Below are 19,562 nucleotides of genomic sequence, written 5' to 3' on the forward strand. Positions count from 1 at the left end.
TGGCCAGGGGACCCGGCGCGGGCGCGACCGGCCCGGACGACGGCACGGGCGGCAGCGGCGTGTACGGCGCCGCCGCGTGCGGGTAGGGCACGACGGGCGACGGGGGCACCGCCGTGACGCGCGCGCCGCACTCGGCGCAGAACATCGCGCCGCTGTCGAGCTCCGCGCCGCACGTGCTGCACAGTCTCGCGCTCACCACGTCCCCTTCCGCTCGGGCCGGTCGGTCACGCGCTTGCCACGGTGCCCGCCGCGAGCATCGTGCCAGAGATGGGCGCCCCGACCCGCGGGTGTTCACACGTCCAGGTGGCGCGGCGGGGCGTCGCGGGCCCTCGGAGAGGGCCCGGAGTCAGGAGGCGCGGTCCACGAGCGCGTCGGCGAACGACACGAGCGCATCCTTGACCGGGCCCGCGGGCAGCGGCTCGAGCACGCGCACGGCGTCACGCGCGAGCGCGACGGCCCGGTCCCGGGTCTGCCCGACGACCGCGTGCTCGCGCAACGCCGTGACGGCCGACGCCAGTGCGGCGTCGTCGGTCAGGTCGCCGTCGAGCCGGGCGAGCAGGGCCAGGTCCTCGTCCGTTGCGTCGGGGCTCGCGCACCGCGCACGCAGCAGCAGCACCGGCATCGTCGGGACGCGCTCGCGCAGGTCGGTGCCCGGCGTCTTGCCGGTCAGCGCGCCGTCGGCGGTCAGGTCGATGACGTCGTCGGCGAGCTGGAAGGCGACGCCGATGCGCTCGCCGAACTCCGTGACCGTGTGGACGACGGCCGGCGTGCATCCCGCGAACATCGCGCCGAGCCGGGCCGAGGTCGCGAGCAGCGAGGCGGTCTTGTCGGCGAGCACCTGCAGGTAGTGCTCCACGGGGTCGTCGCCGTCGCGCGGCCCGACGGTCTCGTGCAGCTGGCCCAGGCAGAGCCGCTCGAAGGTGCGGGCCTGGATCCGGACGGCCTCCGGGCCGAGCCCGGCGACGGTCGACGACGCGCGCGCGAACAGCAGGTCGCCGGTGAGGATCGCCACCGAGTTGCCCCACACCTCGTGCGCGGACGGCGCCCCGCGACGCAGCGGAGCGGAGTCCATCACGTCGTCGTGGTACAGCGTCGCGAGGTGCGTGAGCTCCACGACGACAGCCGCGTCCACGACCTCCCGTCGCGTCCCGTCGCCCAGCTCGGCGACGAGCAGGGTCAGCAGCGGCCGCAGCCGCTTCCCGCCTGCGTTGACGAGGTGCCGGGAGGCGTCGTCGGCGAGGGCGTCCGCGTGCGCGACGGCGTCACGCAGCGCCTCTTCCACGAGGGCGAGGCGCGAGGTCAGGCGATCAGCCAGGGCCGGGTCGGCCAGGGGGATGGCCGCGGTCGAAGTCACGGGACGAACCTATCCCGCCGGGGCGCGTGCTTCCGCACCGCGCCCCGGGGGGTCGGGACACTCCGGACAAGCCGGGCCGGACGGGCCGCGGGGATCAGGGCAGGAACCGCGCGACGTCGGAGATGAGGTCGAGCACGGGCGTCGGGAAGACGCCCAGCACGACCGTCACGAGCGCGCAGACGCCGATCGCGACCGCCGCGAGACCCTCCGACGGCACGACCGTCGTCGTGGTCGTCGGCGCGGGCGCCGCGACAAGCGTCGCCACGGCGCCGGCGCCGTCGTCGGTCGTGAGCGCGACGTCCGCACCGGCGGTCGGAGCACCCGCCTCGACGGCGCCGGGCGCATCCGGCGCCGACTCGTGCGCAGGCGACGTGAAGTACATCAGCACGATGATGCGCACGTAGAAGAACGCGGCGGCGGCCGAGCTCAGCACGCCGACGAGCGCGAGCGGCCACGCGCCGCCCTCGACCGCCGCGGAGAACACCGCGAACTTCCCGATGAACCCGGCCGTGAGCGGGATGCCCGCGAACGAGAGCAGGAACAGCGCGAACGCGCCGGCGAGCACCGGGCTCGTCCGGCCCAGGCCCGCCCACTGGGACAGGTGGGTCGCCTCGCCGAGCACCGACGCGCGCAGGGCTTCGTCGCTCTCGTCGTCGTCCGACGCGGCCGAGACGCTGCGCTCGCGCACGAGCCACACGATGCCGAACGCACCGATCGTCGCGACGCCGTACGCCAGCAGGTAGAACAGCACCGCGCTGATGCCGGCGTCGTCGAGCGCGATGACACCGGTGAGCACGAAGCCCGCGTGCGCGATCGAGGAGTACGCGAGGAGGCGCTTGACGTCGGTCTGCACGAGTGCGACGACCGTGCCGAGCACCATCGTCGCGATCGCGACGGTCCACAGGACCACGTCGAGGTCCCACTGCAGGCTGGGGAACACCGTGTAGTAGACGCGCAGCAGCGCGCCGAACGCGGCGATCTTGGTGCACGCGGCCATGAAACCGGTGATCGGCGTGGGCGCACCCTGGTAGACGTCGGGCGTCCACGCATGGAACGGCACCGCACCCACCTTGAAGAGCAGGCCGACGAGCAGCAGCACCGCGCCGACGAGCAGCAGGGGGTCGAGCGCCGACGGGGTCGCGACCGCGGCGGCGATGTCGGAGTAGCGCAGCGATCCGGCGTACCCGTAGAGCAGTGCGACGCCGAAGATCAGCAGCGCCGAGGCGAACGCGCCGAGCAGGAAGTACTTGAGCGCGGCCTCCTGCGACAGCAGGCGACGACGACGCGCCATGCCCGTGAGCAGGTACAGCGGGAGCGACAGCACCTCGAGCGCGACGAAGAGCGTGAGCAGGTCGCCCGTCGCGGGCAGGATCATCATGCCGCCGGTGGCCAGCAGCAGGAGCGGGTAGACCTCGGTCTGCGTGATGCCCTTGCGCCGCGCGAGGTCCTCGTACTCCGACCCGGGGACGGACGCGGCGCTCGGCGCGAACGCGTCCTCGCCCGTGGCGGTGCGGTCGGCGACGACGAGCAGCGCGAGCAGCGTGAGCACGCCGAGCGCGCCCTGCAGGACGAGCGTCGGCCCGTCGACGAGCAACGAGCCCTCGAGCACGTCGCGCCCGCCGCTGGACCGCACGCCGCTCCACAGCGCCGCGACGGCGATGATCGAGCCGACGAGCGCGCCGAACGTGAGCACGAGCTGCACGGGGCGACGCACGCGGTCGGGCACGAACGCCTCGACGAGCACGCCGAGCACGCCGGCCGCGAGCACGATCAGCACGGGGGACAGTGCCCCCCACGCGATGTCCGGTGCCGTGAAGGTCACTGGTCGCTCCCTTCGAGAGCAACGGACGGGACGTCCTGCACCCCGACGACGTCGAGGGTGACGGAGGCGGGCGGTCGCACGAGGTCGAGCGCGGGGGCCGGGACGAAGCCGAGCACGAGCATCGCCGCGACGAGCGGGGCCACGGCCCAGCGCTCGGTCGCGCTGACGTCACGCATGCCGGAGAACTCGTCGCGCGGGGGTCCCGAGAAGATCCGCTGGTAGGTCCACAGCACGTAGATCGCGGCGAGCACCACGCCGAGCGTCGCGACGATCGCGGCGGCCGGGTGCCGCGCGAACGTCCCGACGATGACCATGAACTCGGACACGAACGTCGACAGGCCGGGCAGCGAGAGCGCCGAGAGGCCCGAGACCAGGAACAGGCCGGCGAGCACCGGCACGACCTTGGCCAGGCCGCCGAAGTCGGCGATCTGCTGCGACCCGCGGCGCGCGACGAGGAACCCGGCGAGCAGGAACAGCGCGCCCGTCGAGAGCCCGTGGTTGACCATGTAGAACGACGAGCCCGCGATCGACGTCGACGTGAACGCGAAGATGCCGAGCACGATGAACCCGAAGTGCGACACCGACGTGTACGCGATGAGCCGCAGCAGGTCCTTCTGGCCGATGGCGAGCAGCGCGCCGTACAGGATCGAGACCACGGCCAGCACGATCACGGTGGGCGCGGCCCAGCGCGAGGCGTTCGGGAACAGCGGCAGGCACAGCGTGAGCATCCCGAAGGTGCCGACCTTGTCGAGCACGCCGACGAGCAGCGTCGAGGTCCCTGCCGGAGCCTGCTCGGCCGCGTCGGGCAGCCACGTGTGGACCGGGAACATCGGGGCCTTGATCGCGAACGCGATGAAGAAGGCCACGAACAGCCACTTCTCCGTGGTCGGGTCGAGCGCCACCCCGGTCAGCTTCTCGGTGAGGAAGCCGTCCGGGCCGCCCGGTCCCTGCAGGTACAGGGCGATCACGCCGATCAGCATGATCAGGCCGCCCGCGAGCGAGAACAGCAGGAACTTGACCGCGGCGTAGCGCCGGCCCGCTCCCCCGAAGCCGCCGATCATGAAGTAGACCGGGATGAGCATGGCCTCGAAGAGGACGTAGAACAGGAAGACGTCGCGCGCGGCGAACACCGCGACGATGAACGCCTCGAGCACGATCACGAGGGCCAGGTACTTGCGCAGCGAGTCGGACGACGCCGCGTCCGAGCCCTGCTCGCGCCACGCCGCCAGCACGACGAGCGGCACGAGCAGCACCGACATGGTGATCAGCGCGAGGCCGACCCCGTCGACGCCGACCGCGTAGGACGCGCCGATCGCGGGGATCCACTGGTGCGTCTCGGACAGCTGGACGGCGCCGGCGGTCCCGGTGTCGAACGCGGAGATCGCGAGGACCACGACGACGAGCTCGACGAGCGCGATGCCCAGGGCGAGGACGCGCGCACGCGGGCGCAGCGCCTTCGGCGCGAACCACAGCAGCAGCGCACCGAGGACCGGCCACGCGATGAGCGTGGTCAGCCAGGGGAAGTCGGGCGACATCGCTCTCCTCAGCTCTGGACGACGAGCACGACGACCAGGAGGACCAGCAGGCCTCCGAGCATCGTCGCGGCGTAGGTACGGACGTAACCGGTCTGCGCGCGGCGCAGCAGGCTGCCGAGGCCGACGGTCGAGTGCGCGAGGCCCTTGACCCCACCGTCGACGACCGCGTGGTCGGCGTAGACCAGGGACCGGGTCAGGTGCTGGCCGGGCTCGACGAGCACCGCGTCGTTGACCGCGTCCTGGTACAGGTCGACGCGGGCGGCACGCGTGAGCGACGTGCCGAGCGGCGGCACGACCGGCACGGTCGAGACCGCGTAGCGGCGCCACGCGAGCACGAGGCCCGCGATCACGACGGTGAGCGTGAGCGCGATCAGCAGCCAGGCCGGCAGCACGGGCTCGCCGTGCTCGGCGTGCCCGGTCACGGGCTCGAGCCAGCCGACGAAGCGGCCGCCCAGCGAGAGCACGAGACCCAGACCCACGGAGCCGACGGCCAGGATGATCATCGGCCAGGTCATGAGCGCCGGGGACTCGTGCGGGTGCTGCTCCGAGCCGTCCTTCTTCGTCGTCCAACGGCGTTCGCCCTCGAACGTCATGAAGAACAGGCGCGACATGTAGAACGCGGTGATCCCGGCGCCCAGCAGCGTCACGGTGCCGAACACCCACGCGCGCCACTGCGCGCCGTCGGTCGGGATGAACGCCGCCTCGATGATCTTGTCCTTGGAGAAGAACCCGGCGAACGGCGGGATGCCGAGGATCGCGAGCCAGCCCATCATGAACGTGATCCACGTGATCTTCATGTACGGGGCCAGGCCGCCGAAGCGCCGCATGTCGACCTGGTCGTCCATGCCGTGCATGACCGAGCCCGCGCCGAGGAACATGCCGGCCTTGAAGAAGCCGTGCGTGACCAGGTGGAAGATCGCGAACGCGTAGCCGATCGGGCCGAGGCCCGCGGCGAGCACCATGTAGCCGATCTGCGACATCGTCGACGCGGCGAGCGCCTTCTTGATGTCGTCCTTCGCGCAGCCGACGATCGCCCCGAACAGCAGCGTGATCGCACCGATGATCACGACGACGAGCTGCGCGGTGGGCGCCGCTTCGAACACGCCGCCGGAGCGCACGATGAGGTAGACGCCCGCCGTGACCATGGTCGCGGCGTGGATGAGCGCGGACACCGGCGTCGGGCCCGCCATCGCGTCGCCGAGCCAGGACTGCAGCGGGAACTGCGCCGACTTGCCGCACGCGGCGAGCAGCAGCATGAGCCCGATCGCGGTCAGCGTGCCCTCGCTCGCGTGGGCCCCCGGGTCGTCCAGGACGGTCGCGAAGTCCAGCGCCCCGAAGTGCGCGAACATGAGCCCCATCGCGATCAGCAGCCCGACGTCACCGATGCGGTTCGCCACGAACGCCTTCTTGGCGGCGACCGCGTAGGGCATGTGGTGGTTCCAGAAGCCGATGAGCAGGTACGAGGCCAGACCCACGCCCTCCCAGCCGACGAACAGCAGGAGGAACGAGTCCGCCAGGACCAGCACGAGCATGGCCGCGACGAAGAGGTTGAGGTAGGCGAAGAACCGGCGCCGGTCCGCGTCGTGGTCCATGTACGCCACGGAGTAGACGTGGATCAGCGTGCCGACGAACGTCACCAGCAGCACGAACGTCAGGGACAGCGGGTCGAGCCGCATGCCCGCGTCGAGGTGGAACGCGCCCGCGTCGATCCAGGTCCCGAGGTGGACGTCGAGCACGCGCTCGTCGGCCGGGCGGTCCAGGATCCGCAGGAAGGTCAGCAGGCCGACGACGAACGCGCCGCCGGACGCCAGCACGCCGAGCCAGTGACCCCACCGGTCGGCACGACGGCCGAGCAGCAGCAGGATCGCGGCGGACGCCAGCGGGAGCCCGACGAGCAGCGGCGCCACGGCGAAGATCCCTCCGCTGACGGTCTCCCCCACCGGGGAGACGGTCTCGGTGGCCAGCGTCACCGCGGGGACGAGCCCGTCGGCGACAGAGGTCAGGGTGTGCACGCGCGCTCCCTCAGCTCTTCAGGAGGTTGACGTCGTCGATCGAGGCCGATCGACGAGTACGGAAGATCGCCACGATGATCGCCAGGCCGACGACGACCTCGGCGGCGGCCACGACCATGACGAAGAACGCGAGCACCTGCCCGGTGAGCTCGCCGTGCATGCGCGAGAACGTCACCAGGGCCAGGTTCGTGGCGTTGAGCATGAGCTCGACGCCCATGAACGCGATGATCGCGTTACGGCGCAGCAGGACCGTCGCGCTGCCGACGGAGAACAGGATCCCCGAGAGCACGAGGTAGTGGGTGAGCGTCACTTGCCCTCCTCCGAGTCCGGCGCCGAGGCGTCCACGCCCGCGACCGCGTCGCCGATCTGCGGTGCGCCGACCGACGCGCCGGCCGGGTCGGCCTGCGGCGGCGGGGTCTGGTGCTGCTCCTCGTACCCGAGGGCGCCGCGCTCGACGGCCGACTTGCCCGCGATCACCCGGTCGATGCGCGCGGCGTACTCGGCGGCGTCGGCCTCCTGGCCGCGCACGCGCAGCACGCGCGGCACCGAGCTCGTGATCGGGCGGCCGTACGGGTCGAGCGCGGGGACGTCCATCGCGTTGTGCTTGGCGTAGACGCCGGGTGCGGGCAGCGGGGCGAGCGTCTGCCCGGCGCGCACGCGCGCGTCGGCGCGCTCGCGCTGACCGAGGCGCGGCGTCAGGCGACGACGGTGCGTGAACACGAGCGCACCGAGCGCCGCGGTCACGAGCAGCGCGCCCACGACCTCCATCGCGAAGACGTACTGACCGAAGATCAGGTGCGCGATGCCCCGGGGGTTCGTGCTCTCGTTCGCCGTGCCCAGACCGACCGGGTCGGGGTACGTGGCGGTGCCGATCACGCCCGCCAGGACGACGAGCAGGCCGAGCCCCGCGAGCCAGCCGATCCAGCGCTGGCCGCGGATGGTCTCGACCAGCGAGTCGGCCGAGCTCACGCCGACCAGCATCAGCACGAACAGGAACAGCATCATGATCGCGCCCGTGTAGACGACGACCTGCACGACGCCGAGGAACACCGCGCCCTGCGTGACGTACAGGAACGCCAGGCTGATCATCACGAGGATCACGCACAGCGCGGCGTGCACGGCCTTGCGCGCGAACAGCAGGCCGAACGCGGCGATCACCATGATCGGCGCGAGCACCCAGAACAGCACGGCCTCGGCGGTGGACGGGTCGCCCGCCGAGTCCACCGCGCGCGGCAGCAGGCCGCTCACAGCCGGGAGCGCCCCGGCGGCCAGCTCGGTCGCGCCCGCGACGAGCGCGCTCATCGGACACCGCCCTGGCGGTGCGCCCCGGCGACGTGCTCGGCCATGACCGCGGCCGTCGGGCCGACCTGCTCGGCGGCCGTGAGGCCGGCGCCCTCGGGGAGCGTCGGGTCGTCGGGCCGGTGCTCGCGCACCCACGCCCGCTGCGCGTCGGTCGGGCCCGTGACCTCGCCCCGGTAGTACTCGGTGTCCGTCGTGCCCTCGACCATCGGGTGCGGTGCGGCGAGCATGCCGTCACGCAGCGGCGCGAGCAGGTCGTCCTTCTCGTAGATCATCCCGGCACGCGTCGGGCCGGCGAGCTCGAACTCGTTCGTCATGGTCAGCGCGCGCGTCGGGCACGCCTCGATGCAGAGCCCGCAGAAGATGCAGCGCAGGTAGTTGATCTGGTAGACGCTGCCGAACCGCTCACCGGGCGAGAACTGCGCGTCGGGCGTGTTGTCGCTCGCCTCGACGTAGATCGCGTCCGCGGGGCACGCCCACGCGCACAGCTCGCAGCCGATGCACTTCTCGAGCCCGTCCGCGTAGCGGTTGAGCTGGTGGCGACCGTGGTAGCGCGGCTTCGTCGGGACGGTCTCGCGCGGGTACTGCTCGGTGACCGTCTTGCGGAACATGTTGGACAGCGTCACGCCGAACCCGCCGACGGGGGCCAGCAGTGCGCGCACGCCCGACGCCTTCGGGATGAGCGACTCGTACTGCGGCACGGCGGGCACGCCGACCTCACCGGCGGCCGTGCGCGGCGCGACCGCCTTGCCCGGCGCGGGGGTGGCACCGGCCGGACGCGGCGACGAACCTGCCGGACGCGAGCCTGCCGGACGCGAACCAGCGGGCTGCTGCGGGCGCGGGGCGGGCGGCTTCTTGCGCGGCTCAGCCACCGTGCACCTCCTTCGGGTCGGTCGGCGCATCGGCGCCCGTGGTGGTCTCGTCGGCGGGGGCCCCGGCCGTCACGCGCGCACGGCGCGGCGACGGCGGAAGGACCTGGCCGGGCAGCGGGGGCACCGGGTAGCCGTCGGCGAACGCGTCGAGCACGCGCGGCCGGGTGGCGGCCGGCGCCGGCTTCTTCTCGGGGATCAGCAGCGAGATCACGACCCCGACGATCACGACGCCCGCGATCCCGAACAGGATCGTGCGCAGCTCGAGGTCGGCGAACTGCGGGAACTGGCGCAGGCCCTGGACGACCGCGACGAGCACGAGCCAGACGAGCGAGGCCGGGATCAGGACCTTCCAGCCGAGCTTCATGAACTGGTCGTACCGGAACCGCAGCACCGAGCCGCGCACCCAGACGAAGAAGAACATGAGCGCCCAGAGCTTGGCGAGGAACCAGAGCACGGGCCAGTACCCCTGCTGCAGGAAGCTGTCCGCGGGGATGAACGGCGCGCGCCAGCCGCCGAGGAACAGCGTGGTGGCGACGGCCGAGACGTTGAGCATGTTGATGTACTCGGCGAGGAAGAACCAGGCGAACTTCATCGACGAGTACTCGGTCATGTAGCCGGAGACCAGCTCACCCTCGGCCTCGGGGAGGTCGAACGGCAGGCGGTTGGTCTCTCCGACCATCGACACGATGTAGATGACGAACGCGGGCAGCAGGGGCAGGAACCACCACAGCTGGGTCTGCGACGAGACGATCTCGGACGTCGACATCGACCCCGCGAGGATGAACACGCTCACGAGCGACATGCCCATCGCGAGCTCGTAGGAGATGACCTGCGCGGTCGAGCGCACCGCGCCGAGCAGCGGGTACGTCGAGTTGGACGACCAGCCGCCGAGCACGATGCCGTACACGCCGACCGACGCGCACGCGAGGATGTAGAGCACCGCGACCGGGAAGTCGGTGAGCTGCAGCGGCGTCTCGACGCCGAACATGTTCACGGTCGGGCCGAGCGGGATCACCGCGAACGTCAGCAGCGAGCAGAACACCGCGATGAGCGGCGCCACGATGTAGACGACCTTGTCCGCGGCCTTGACCGTCATGTCCTCCTTGAACAGGAGCTTCATGGCGTCGGCGAGGGACTGCAGCAGGCCGAAGGGGCCGTGCACGTTCGGGCCGGGGCGCACCTGCATGCGTGCCACGACCTTGCGCTCGAACCAGATCGCGATGAGCACGCTCGTGAGCAGGAAGACCAGGATCCCGACCGACTTGATGAGCCAGATCCACCACGTGTCGTTGCTGAAGTCGGCGGCGGTCGAGCCTTCGGCCGCCGTCGCCATCCCCGCAGCCAGGACGCTGTGCATCAGGCCTCCTCGTCGTGCGCCGGGGCGAGCGGGGCGGCGCCCGGCGTGAGCCGGACGAGCGCACCGCCGACGGCGTGCAGCGTGTCGCGCACGGCGGAGCCGGGCGAGTTGGTCGGCAGCCAGACGACGAAGTCCGGCATGTCCGTGACCAGCACGGGCAGGGTGATCGTCCCCGCGTCGGTGCCGACCGCGAGCAGGTCACCGTCGGCGACGCCGACCGACGCGGCCGTCGCGGCGGAGACGCGGGCGACGGGCCGCTTCGCGGTCCCGGCCAGGTGCGGCTCACCCTCCTGCAGGCGACCGGAGTCGAGCAGGTGGTGCCACGTGGCGAGCACGGCGTGCCCGGCCGGCACCGCCGGCGGCTCGCCGGGGGCGACGTCGGGCGCGTCGACGCGTGCGCCGTCCCAGCCGCCCATCTGGTCGAGCTCGGCGTGCACGTCGGCCACCGAGTCCAGGCCCAGGTCGACCCCGAGCTCCGCGGCGAGGCCGTGCAGCACGCGGTGGTCGGGCAGCGCGTGCGAGACGAGCGCCTGCGGGAAGGGCCGCGGGCGGCCCTCCCAGGTCACGAACGTCCCGGGCTTCTCGACGGGCGGCGCGACCGGGAGCACCACGTCGGCGCGCTCGGTCACCTCCGACGGTCGCACCTCGAGCGACAGGACGAAGCCGACCTTGTCGAGCGCGTCGCGCACGAGGGCGGGGTCCGGCAGGTCCGCCGGGTCCACGCCGCCGACGACGAGAGCGCCCAGGCCGCCGTCGCGCGCTGCGGCGACGATCTGCGACGCCGACCGGCCGGGAGCCGTCGGCAGCGCCTCGACTCCCCACGCGGCGGCGAGGTCCACGCGCGCACCGGCGTCCGCGACGGGGCGGCCGCCCGGCAGCAGGGTCGGCAGCGTGCCCGCCTCGACCGCACCGCGCTCACCCGCGCGCCGGGGCACCCACGCCACGCGGGCACCCGTGCGCGCACCGAGCCGCAGGACCGCGGAGAGCGCACCGGTCGACGACGCCGCGCGCTCGCCCACGAGCACCACGGCCCCGGGCGTCGCGAGGGCCTGTGCCAGCGAGGACAGCACGTCCTCGTCGGCGTCACCCACGACGCCGTCGAGCACCTCGGCCTCCGTGCCGGGAGCCGCCGGCACGAGCGTGCCGGACAGGCGCTGCAGGCCACGGCTGTCGAGCGCGGCCACCGAGTAGACCGTCGTCGTGCCCTTGAGGACCGACTCGCGCAGGCGCAGGAAGAGGATGCCGCCCTCCTCCTCGGCCTCGAGGCCCACGAGGAGCACGGTGGGAGCCGCCGCGACGTCGGCGAACGTGACGTCGAGCGTGCGCCCCGCGACGTGGTGGCCGAGGAAGGCGGCCTCCTCGTCCGAGTGCGGGCGGGCGCGGTGGTCGACGTCGTTCGTGCCGAGCGCGACGCGCGCGAACTTGGCGTAGGCGTACGCGTCCTCGAGCGTCACGCGACCGCCGGGCAGCACGCCCACGCCGCCGTCCTCGAGCGCCGTGCGCAGGCCCGCCGCAGCGGCGCCGTACGCCTCGAACCAGCTCGCGGGCCGCAGCTCGCCGCGCGAGCCGTCCGCGAGGCGGTCCCGCACGAGCGGCGTCGTGAGGCGGTCCGGCGAGGACTGCCAGCGGAAGCCGAAGCGGTCCTTGTCGGTGATCCACTCCTGGTTGACCGCGGGGTCCTCCCCCGCGAGCCGCCGCATGACGACACCGCGCCGGTGGTCCACGCGGATCGCGGAGCCCTGCGAGTCGTGCTCGGAGACGCCGGGCGTGGAGACCAGGTCGAACGGGCGGGCGCGGAAGCGGTACGCGGCCGACGTCAGCGCACCGACCGGGCAGATCTGCACCGTGTTGCCGGAGAAGTACGACGCGAACGGCCGGCCGCTCGTGTCCACGGTCGAGGCCCCGACGGGAACCTCGCCCGCGAAGCCGAGCACCTCGACGTCGAACGTGCCGATCTGCTGCTGCGCGCCGCGCTTCTGCAGGTCGATCCACACGTCGCCCGCGATCTCCTCGGAGAACCGGGTGCAGCGCTGGCACAGGATGCAGCGCTCACGGTCGAGCAGGATCTGCGTCGAGATCGCGATGGGCTTGGGGAACGTCCGCTTGATGTCGACGAAGCGGCTCGTCGCGCGGCCGTTGCTCATCGCCTGGTTCTGCAGGGGGCACTCGCCGCCCTTGTCGCAGACCGGGCAGTCGAGCGGGTGGTTGATGAGCAGCAGCTCCATGACGCCGTGCTGCGCCTTGTCCGCCTCGGCGGACGTGTGCTGCGTCTTGACCTCCATGCCCGGGGTCGCCTCGAGCGTGCAGGAGGCCTGCGGCTTCGGCATCTTCGCGACGTTGCCGTCGCGTCCGGGCGCCCACACCTCGACGAGGCACTGGCGGCACGCGCCCGCGGGGGCGAGCAGCGGGTGGTCGCAGAACCGCGGGATCGCGATCCCGAGCTGCTCGGCCGCGCGGATCACGAGCGTGCCCTTGGGCACGGTCGTCTCGACGCCGTCGATGCTGAACGTGACCGTGGCCGCGGGCTCGGTCGGCACCGGTGCCGGTGCGGCCGGGACCAGCGGGGTCCCGGCGGCCTGCGAGCGGTCCGAGGTGATCGTCATGCGTGCACCCCCGCGAGGGCCGAGCCGGAGCGGCGCGGCGTGTAGTCGAAGAGCGCGCTGCGCTCGGGCGGGAACAGGACGTCGGCCGGTGTGTGGCACCCGGCCTCGAACTCCTCCCGGAAGTACTGGATCGCGCTGGTGACGGGGCTCGTCGCGCCGTCACCCAGCGCGCAGAACGCGCGGCCCAGGATGTTGTCGCACAGGTCGAGCAGCAGGTCGATGTCGGCCGGCGTGCCCTGCCCGCGCTCGAGGCGCTGCATGATCTGGGCGAGCCAGAACGTGCCCTCGCGGCACGGCGTGCACTTGCCGCACGACTCGTGCTTGTAGAACTCGATCCAGCGCGTGACCGCGCGGACCACCGAGGTGGTCTCGTCGAAGATCTGCAGCGCACGCGTGCCGAGCATCGAGCCCGCCGCGCCGACCGACTCGTAGTCGAGCGGGACGTCGAGGTGCTCGGCCGTGAAGATCGGCGTCGACGAGCCACCCGGGGTCCAGAACTTCAGCGCCCGGCCGCCGCGCATGCCGCCCGCCATCTCGAGCAGCTCGCGCAGCGTGATGCCCAGCGGCGCCTCGTACTGCCCGGGGCGCGTCACGTGCCCCGAGAGCGAGAACAGCCCGTGGCCCGTCGAGCGCTCGGTGCCCATCTGCTTGAACCAGTCGGCGCCGCCCACGACGATGCCGGGCACCGACGCGATCGACTCGACGTTGTTCACCACGGTCGGGCGCGCGTACAGGCCCGCGACCGCCGGGAACGGGGGCTTGAGCCTGGGCTGGCCGCGCAGGCCCTCGAGCGAGTCGAGCAGCGCGGTCTCCTCGCCGCAGATGTACGCACCGGCACCGGCGTGCACCGTGACCTCGAGGTCGTAGCCCGAGCCCAGGATGTTCGTGCCGAGGTAGCCCTTGGCGTAGGCCTCCTCGACCGCACGCAGCAGCCGGCGGTACACGTGCACGACCTCGCCGCGCACGTAGATGAAGGCGTGGTGGCAGCCGATCGCGAACGACGTGATGATCACGCCCTCGATCAGGTGCTGCGGGCTCGCCATCATGAGCGGGATGTCCTTGCACGTGCCCGGCTCGGACTCGTCGGCGTTCACGACGAGGTAGCGCGGGCCGCCGTCGGGCGCGGGCAGGAAGCCCCACTTCATGCCCGTCGGGAAGCCTGCGCCGCCGCGGCCGCGCAGGCCCGAGTCCTTGACCATGGTCACGACGTCCGCCGGGGGCAGCGTGAGCGCGCGGCGCAGGCCGCGGTAGCCCCCGTTGGCCTCGTACGTCGCCAGGGTCCACGAGCGGTCGGCGTCCCAGTGGTCGCTCAGCACGGGGGTGAGGGTGGTGGCCACCTCAGTCCTCCTTCGCGTCGGACGAGGCCTGCTTCTTGTCCTGCTCGGCCGACGACGCGTCCGCGGCCGTGGTCACGGGGCGCTCGGCGCTCGACTGCTCGCCGCCCGTCGTCGGCTTCGCCGTGCGCGGTGCGGCCTTCGCCCGCGACGACGAGCGCGCGGGCTTGTCGTCGCCCGGGAACGGCGGCGCGGTCCAGCCCTCGTCGCGTGCGAGGACCGTGCCTCGCAGCGTCGGCTCGCCGGCCCCGACACCCTCGTCGGCCCGGCCGTCCAGGAACCCGGCCAGCACGTGGGACATCTCCTTGAAGGAGACGACCTTGTCCGCGCCACGCGACGGGGCGACGTCCTCGCCGGCCCGCAGGCGGTCGACGACCTCGGCCGCCGAGGCCGGCGTCTGGTTGTCGAAGAACTCCCAGTTGACCATCATCACGGGCGCGTAGTCGCAAGCCGCGTTGCACTCGACCCGCTCGAGCGTGATCTTGCCGTCCTCGGTGGTCTCGTCGTGGCTGACGCCGAGGTGGTCGCACAGGTGCTCGTAGATCGCGTCGCCGCCCATGATGGCGCACAGCGTGTTGGTGCAGACCCCGACGGTGTACTCGCCGTTGGGGTGCCGCTTGTACTGCGTGTAGAACGTCGCGACCGCCGAGACCTCGGCCGTCGTGATGCCGAGCGTCGCGGCGCAGAACGCGATGCCGCGCGGGCTCACGTAGCCGTCCTCCGACTGCACCAGGTGCAGCAGCGGCAGCAGCGCGGAGCGCTCCTGCGGGTAGCGCGCGACGATCTGCGCGGCGTCCGCGTCCAGCCGCGCACGCGTCGCGTCGTCGTACGACGTGCGGTGCGCCTGACCCTCGCCGCGCGGGACGAGCTCCTCGACGGACATCAGCGGTCCACCCCTCCGAGCACCGGGTCGATCGACGCGACGGCGACGACGACGTCGGCCACCTGCCCGCCCTCGCACATGATCGACGTCGCCTGCAGGTTGTTGAAGCTGGGGTCACGGAAGTGCGCGCGGTACGGGCGCGTGCCGCCGTCCGAGACCAGGTGCACGCCGAGCTCGCCGCGCGGGTGCTCGACCGTCTGCCACACCTGGCCCGCGGGCACGCGGAAGCCCTCGGTGACGAGCTTGAAGTGGTGGATCAGGGCCTCCATCGAGGTGCCCATGATCTCCTTGATGTGCGCGAGCGAGTTGCCCATGCCGTCGGACCCGATCGCGAGCTGTGCGGGCCAGGCGATCTTCTTGTCCTCGACCATGACCGGTCCGGGGTTCTTCTCGAGCCGGTCGAGCGCCTGCCGCGCGATCTTGATCGACTGGTAGATCTCCTCGAGGCGCACCTCGAGCCGGCCCCACGAGTCGGCCGTCTCGGCCGTGGGGACGTCGAAGTCGTACGTCTCGTAGCCGCAGTACGGCGCGGTCTTGCGCACGTCGTACGGCAGGCCGGCCGAGCGCAGCATCGGGCCGGTGATGCCGAGCGCCATCGAGCCGGCCAGCCCGAGGTAGCCGACGCCCTTGAGCCGCAGCTGCAGGATCGGGTTCGCCAGCATGAGGTCCTCGAGCTGGCGCAGGTAGTGCTCGACGCTCGTGAGCGCCTCGCGCGTGGCCTCGATGCCACCCGCGGGGATGTCCTGGGCCACGCCGCCGGGGCGGATGAACGCGTGGTTCATGCGCAGGCCGGAGATCAGCTCGAAGATCTTGAGCAGCTCCTCGCGCGCCGTGAAGCCGACCGTCATGATCGTCGTCGCGCCGAGCTCGTTGCCGCCGGTCGCGATGCACACCAGGTGCGACGTGATGCGGTTGAGCTCCATCATCAGGACGCGGATGACGTTCGCGCGCTCGGGCACGTCGTCGGTGATGCCCAGCAGCTTCTCGACCGCGAGGCAGTACGCGGCCTCCTGGAACAGGGGCGCCACGTAGTCCATGCGCGTGCAGAAGGTCACGCCCTGGGTCCAGGTGCGGAACTCCATGTTCTTCTCGATACCTGTGTGCAGGTATCCGATTCCGGCGCGCGCCTCGGTGACGGTCTCGCCGTCGATCTCGAGCATGAGGCGCAGCACGCCGTGGGTCGACGGGTGCTGCGGACCCATGTTGACGACGATGCGCTCCTCGCCGAGGCGAGCAGCCTCCTCGGCGATCTCGGACCAGTCGCCGCCGGACGCCTCGAACGACGGGATGCCCGTCGTCTCGTCGTCGACGATGTGGCCCGTGGCGTGGGGTGTGGTGCTCATCAGGTGTAGGACCTCCGCTGGTCCGCGGGCGGGATGGTGGCGCCCTTGTACTCGACCGGGATGCCACCCAACGGGTAGTCCTTGCGCTGCGGGTGACCGGGCCAGTCGTCGGGCATCTCGATCCGGGCGAGGCCGGGGTGCCCGTCGAAGATGATCCCGAAGAAGTCGAACGTCTCGCGCTCGTGCCAGTCGTGGCCCGGGTAGACGCTCGTGGTCGACGGGATGTGCGGGTCGCCCTCGGGCACCGCGACCTCGAGCCGCAGCGTGCGCGAGTGGGTCACCGACGTCAGGTGATACACGGCGTGCAGCTCGCGACCCTCGTCGTGCGGGTAGTGCGCCCCGGACACGCCGAGGCCCAGCTCGAACCGCAGGTCCTGGTCGTCGCGCAGGTGCTGCGCGACCTCGACCACGTGCGCGGCCGCGACGTTGAGCGTCAGCTCGCCGCGGTCCACGACCACGGACTCGACCGCGTTCGCGAACCCCGTGCCGGACGCGTCGAGCAGCTCGGTGAGGATGTCGACGACCTCGTCGAACCAGCCGCCGTACGGACGCTCGCTCGGGCCGGGCAGGACCACCGTGGTGACCAGGCCGCCGTAGCCGCTCGTGTCGCCCGAGCCCTGCGCGCCGAACATGCCACGCCGGACGTCGACCAGGTCGAGCGGCGTGCGCGGCCCCGCCGCGGGGACGTTCTGCGAGCCCGCCTCGAGCGCGGCCTCGCTGGTCGCCTGCGCGCCGAGGGTCCCCTCGCCGGGCTTCGTCGCCTCGGCGGCGTCCTTCTTCACGTCGTCGCTCATCGCAGCAGACCCGTCATGTGCGAGGTGGGCGTGGCCGCCAGCGCCGCCGCCTCGGCCGCCGCGGCGGCCTCCTTGCGGTTCACGCCCAGCGGCTCGTTCTGGATCTGGTCGTGCAGCGTGAGGATCGCGTTGATGAGCATCTCCGGCCGCGGCGGGCAGCCCGGCAGGTAGATGTCCACGGGCACGATGTGGTCGACGCCCTGCACGATCGCGTAGTTGTTGAACATGCCGCCCGACGAGGCGCACACGCCCATCGACAGGACCCACTTCGGCTCGGACATCTGGTCGTAGACCTGACGCACGACCGGGGCCATCTTCTGGCTCACGCGGCCGGCGACGATCATGAGGTCCGCCTGGCGCGGCGACGCACGGAAGACCTCCATGCCGAACCGCGACAGGTCGTACCGCGGCGCGCCCGCGGACATCATCTCGATCGCACAGCACGCGAGACCGAACGTCACGGGCCACAGCGAGCCCTTGCGGAAGTAGCCGACGAGGTCCTCGATCGTCGTCAGCAGGAAACCCGAGGGTGCTTCCTCGATCCCCATGTCAGGACCTCCTCGTCGTCGTGCGGGACGTGCTCGTTGCCGTGGCTGCCTTGATGGTCGGACACCCGGGACCGACCGTTCGTGACCTCAGTCCCACTCGAAGCCCCCGCGACGCCACTCGTAGACGAACGGCACCGTGATGAGCACCAGGAACACGAGCATCGCGACGAGCCCGAACAGCGCGAGCTCCACGAAGCTCACCGCCCACGGGTAGAGGAAGACGACCTCGATGTCGAAGACGATGAACGTCATCGCGACCAGGTAGTACTTGATCGGGAAGCGCCCGCCACCGATCGCGTGCGGCGTCGGCTGGATCCCGCACTCGTACGCCTCGAGCTTCGCGCGGTTGTAGCGCTTGGGCCCGATGATCGCGCTCGCGCCGACGCCGCCGAGCGCGAGGACGGCGGCGATGCCCATGAGCCACAGCAGCGGCACGTACGGGTTGTTCATCAGGCGTCCTTCCTCGGCGCTGAGGGCAGCGTGGTCATGCGGCGGGGGCGATCCGGGCCAGGCCGGCGATCGTGCGGTCCACGATGTCACCGCCGTGCGGTTCGTAGCAGTCGGACAGGAGCTTGAGCACGAACTTCATGAGCAGCGGCCGGGGCAGTCCGTGGCGCGTGCACAGCCGCATGATCTCGGGGTGCTCGATGAGCTTCACGAAGACGCGGCCGAGCGTGTAGTACCCGCCCAGGTCGTCCTTCATGCGGCCCTGGTAGGTGGCGAGCGCACGTTCGCGGCCGGCTGCGGTCCCGCGCGCCAGGCCCTGCGCGATCGCGTCGGCGGCCACGCGCCCGGCCTGCAGGCCGTAGGCGATGCCCTCGCCGTTGAACGGGCTGACCATGCCGGCCGCGTCGCCCGCGAGCAGCAGGCCGTCGGCGTACAGCGGGCCGCGGTTGAAGCCCATGGGCAGCGCGGCGCCGCGCACCGGGCCGACCTGGTTCTCGGGAGTGAACTCCCACTCAGCGGGCGCGTTGCGCATCCACGCGGCGAACAGCGCCTTGTAGTCGACCTTGGTCGCCGCGGCCGTCGAGCTCACCGAGCCGAGGCCGACGTTCGCGGTGCCGTCGCCGAGCGCGAAGATCCAGCCGTACCCGGGCATGAGGTTCGACCGGCCCGGCTCGCCGTCCCACAGCTCGAGGTGGGACTCCATCCACGCGTCGTCGTGCCGCGGGGTGCGGAAGTACGTGCGGACCGCCACACCCATCGGGCGGTCGTCGCGCTTGGTGCGGCCGACGCCCGTCGCGAGGCGCGCACTGACGCCGTCGGCCGCGACGACCACGCGGGCGCGGTACGTGACCTCGTCGCCGGCCCTCTTGCCGTCGTGGTCCACGGGCCGGGCGGTGACGCCGACGACGCGACCCGTGCGCTCGTCGCGCACCGCGCCCGTGACGTTCGTGAGCTCGTGCAGCTTGGCGCCAGCGGCTCGTGCGTGGTCGGCGAGCAGGTGGTCGAGGCTCATGCGCGAGCGCGCGAGGCCGTAGGACGGGTACGACGAGATCTCCGGCCACGGCAGCTCGAGGCGGTGCCCACCGCCGAGCACGCGCAGGCCCTTGTTGCGGATCCAGCCGTCCTGCTCACGGATCGGCACGGCCATCCGCACGAGCTCGGCGACCGCACGCGGGGTCAGACCGTCGCCACAGACCTTGTCCCGCGGGAACGACGCCTTCTCGAGGAGCAGCACGTCGAGTCCCGCGCGGGCGCAGTGGTACGCGGTCGCGGCCCCGGCAGGACCCGCGCCCACGACGATGACGTCTGCGTCATCGGTTGCGACCACCACTGAACACTCCACTTGTGACGTTGTTCACT

16 protein-coding genes and 1 pseudogene are annotated in these 19,562 nt (G+C 72.0%); all 17 read right to left on the reverse strand.

Translation table 11 applies throughout. From position 1 onward, the window contains the following. Positions 1 to 121: 121 nt before the first annotated feature. Positions 122 to 295: pseudogene (locus CGE01nite_RS17545) on the reverse strand (zinc ribbon domain-containing protein); the annotation flags it as partial. A 51-nt stretch (positions 296 to 346) separates the two neighbouring features. Beyond that, a complete protein-coding gene (locus tag CGE01nite_RS10770; RefSeq protein ID WP_048341890.1) occupies positions 347 to 1,354 on the reverse strand; it encodes a polyprenyl synthetase family protein in 1,008 nt (335 codons plus the stop codon). Between the two features lie 94 nt (positions 1,355 to 1,448). Next, a complete protein-coding gene (nuoN, locus tag CGE01nite_RS10775; protein WP_141370874.1) occupies positions 1,449 to 3,176 on the reverse strand; it encodes an NADH-quinone oxidoreductase subunit NuoN in 1,728 nt (575 codons plus the stop codon). Further along, positions 3,173 to 4,711: an NADH-quinone oxidoreductase subunit M gene (locus tag CGE01nite_RS10780; RefSeq protein WP_141370876.1), complete on the reverse strand. Its 1,539-nt coding sequence runs from the start codon at positions 4,709 to 4,711 to the stop codon at positions 3,173 to 3,175. The genes nuoN and CGE01nite_RS10780 overlap by 4 nt, the downstream gene beginning before the upstream one ends. 8 nt (positions 4,712 to 4,719) lie before the next feature. After that, a complete protein-coding gene (gene nuoL, locus CGE01nite_RS10785) occupies positions 4,720 to 6,723 on the reverse strand; it encodes an NADH-quinone oxidoreductase subunit L (RefSeq protein ID WP_048341893.1) in 2,004 nt (667 codons plus the stop codon). A gap of 10 nt (positions 6,724 to 6,733) precedes the next feature. After that, positions 6,734 to 7,033, reverse strand: a complete 300-nt coding sequence (nuoK, locus tag CGE01nite_RS10790; RefSeq protein ID WP_048341894.1) for an NADH-quinone oxidoreductase subunit NuoK — start codon at positions 7,031 to 7,033, stop codon at positions 6,734 to 6,736. Continuing rightward, positions 7,030 to 8,025: an NADH-quinone oxidoreductase subunit J gene (locus CGE01nite_RS10795; protein ID WP_141370878.1), complete on the reverse strand. Its 996-nt coding sequence runs from the start codon at positions 8,023 to 8,025 to the stop codon at positions 7,030 to 7,032. Before CGE01nite_RS10795 ends, nuoK begins: the two co-directional genes overlap by 4 nt. Then, positions 8,022 to 8,732: an NADH-quinone oxidoreductase subunit NuoI gene (gene nuoI / locus CGE01nite_RS10800; RefSeq protein ID WP_141370921.1), complete on the reverse strand. Its 711-nt coding sequence runs from the start codon at positions 8,730 to 8,732 to the stop codon at positions 8,022 to 8,024. The genes CGE01nite_RS10795 and nuoI overlap by 4 nt, the downstream gene beginning before the upstream one ends. Before the next feature lie 154 nt (positions 8,733 to 8,886). Next, the gene (nuoH, locus tag CGE01nite_RS10805) at positions 8,887 to 10,251 is read right to left on the reverse strand and encodes an NADH-quinone oxidoreductase subunit NuoH (protein WP_141370880.1); all 1,365 of its coding nucleotides are present in this window, start codon (positions 10,249 to 10,251) and stop codon (positions 8,887 to 8,889) included. Further along, positions 10,251 to 12,854 carry an NADH-quinone oxidoreductase subunit G gene (locus tag CGE01nite_RS10810; protein WP_141370882.1) on the reverse strand — a complete coding sequence of 868 codons (2,604 nt, stop codon included), beginning with the start codon at positions 12,852 to 12,854 and terminating at the stop codon, positions 10,251 to 10,253. Before CGE01nite_RS10810 ends, nuoH begins: the two co-directional genes overlap by 1 nt. Then, entirely contained in the window at positions 12,851 to 14,191 is a 1,341-nt protein-coding gene (nuoF, locus tag CGE01nite_RS10815) for an NADH-quinone oxidoreductase subunit NuoF (protein ID WP_048341897.1), read from the reverse strand. Before nuoF ends, CGE01nite_RS10810 begins: the two co-directional genes overlap by 4 nt. Position 14,192: 1 nt before the next feature. Next, positions 14,193 to 15,071 (reverse strand): NADH-quinone oxidoreductase subunit NuoE, encoded by an 879-nt coding sequence (gene nuoE, locus CGE01nite_RS10820; RefSeq protein WP_048341898.1) that lies wholly within the window; start codon positions 15,069 to 15,071, stop codon positions 14,193 to 14,195. Further along, on the reverse strand, positions 15,071 to 16,414 hold the full coding sequence (locus CGE01nite_RS10825; protein WP_141370884.1) for an NADH-quinone oxidoreductase subunit D: 1,344 nt from the start codon (positions 16,412 to 16,414) through the stop codon (positions 15,071 to 15,073). The genes nuoE and CGE01nite_RS10825 overlap by 1 nt, the downstream gene beginning before the upstream one ends. Continuing rightward, complete coding sequence (locus tag CGE01nite_RS10830) at positions 16,414 to 17,208, reverse strand: NADH-quinone oxidoreductase subunit C (RefSeq protein WP_141370886.1); 795 nt, start codon at positions 17,206 to 17,208, stop codon at positions 16,414 to 16,416. The genes CGE01nite_RS10825 and CGE01nite_RS10830 overlap by 1 nt, the downstream gene beginning before the upstream one ends. Continuing rightward, positions 17,205 to 17,756: a NuoB/complex I 20 kDa subunit family protein gene (locus CGE01nite_RS10835; protein ID WP_013882779.1), complete on the reverse strand. Its 552-nt coding sequence runs from the start codon at positions 17,754 to 17,756 to the stop codon at positions 17,205 to 17,207. The genes CGE01nite_RS10830 and CGE01nite_RS10835 overlap by 4 nt, the downstream gene beginning before the upstream one ends. An 87-nt stretch (positions 17,757 to 17,843) precedes the next feature. Next, positions 17,844 to 18,206 (reverse strand): NADH-quinone oxidoreductase subunit A, encoded by a 363-nt coding sequence (locus CGE01nite_RS10840; protein ID WP_048341902.1) that lies wholly within the window; start codon positions 18,204 to 18,206, stop codon positions 17,844 to 17,846. 34 nt (positions 18,207 to 18,240) lie between these two features. Next, complete coding sequence (locus CGE01nite_RS10845) at positions 18,241 to 19,533, reverse strand: geranylgeranyl reductase family protein (protein ID WP_141370888.1); 1,293 nt, start codon at positions 19,531 to 19,533, stop codon at positions 18,241 to 18,243. Positions 19,534 to 19,562: the final 29 nt, after the last annotated feature.

It is taken from the genome of Cellulomonas gelida (assembly GCF_006538725.1).
Taxonomy (GTDB): domain Bacteria; phylum Actinomycetota; class Actinomycetes; order Actinomycetales; family Cellulomonadaceae; genus Cellulomonas; species Cellulomonas gelida.

Excerpts from the sequence above, each read along its gene's own strand:
- CGE01nite_RS10830 (WP_141370886.1), bottom strand. The coding sequence starts at position 17,208 with ATGAGCGACGACGTGAAGAAGGACGCCGCCGAGGCGACGAAGCCCGGC.
- nuoH (WP_141370880.1), bottom strand. The coding sequence starts at position 10,251 with ATGCACAGCGTCCTGGCTGCGGGGATGGCGACGGCGGCCGAAGGCTCG.
- CGE01nite_RS10810 (WP_141370882.1), bottom strand. The coding sequence starts at position 12,854 with ATGACGATCACCTCGGACCGCTCGCAGGCCGCCGGGACCCCGCTGGTC.
- CGE01nite_RS10825 (WP_141370884.1), bottom strand. The coding sequence starts at position 16,414 with ATGAGCACCACACCCCACGCCACGGGCCACATCGTCGACGACGAGACG.
- CGE01nite_RS10840 (WP_048341902.1), bottom strand. The coding sequence starts at position 18,206 with ATGAACAACCCGTACGTGCCGCTGCTGTGGCTCATGGGCATCGCCGCC.
- CGE01nite_RS10795 (WP_141370878.1), bottom strand. The coding sequence starts at position 8,025 with ATGAGCGCGCTCGTCGCGGGCGCGACCGAGCTGGCCGCCGGGGCGCTC.
- CGE01nite_RS10780 (WP_141370876.1), bottom strand. The coding sequence starts at position 4,711 with ATGTCGCCCGACTTCCCCTGGCTGACCACGCTCATCGCGTGGCCGGTC.
- CGE01nite_RS10835 (WP_013882779.1), bottom strand. The coding sequence starts at position 17,756 with ATGGGGATCGAGGAAGCACCCTCGGGTTTCCTGCTGACGACGATCGAG.
- nuoE (WP_048341898.1), bottom strand. The coding sequence starts at position 15,071 with ATGTCCGTCGAGGAGCTCGTCCCGCGCGGCGAGGGTCAGGCGCACCGC.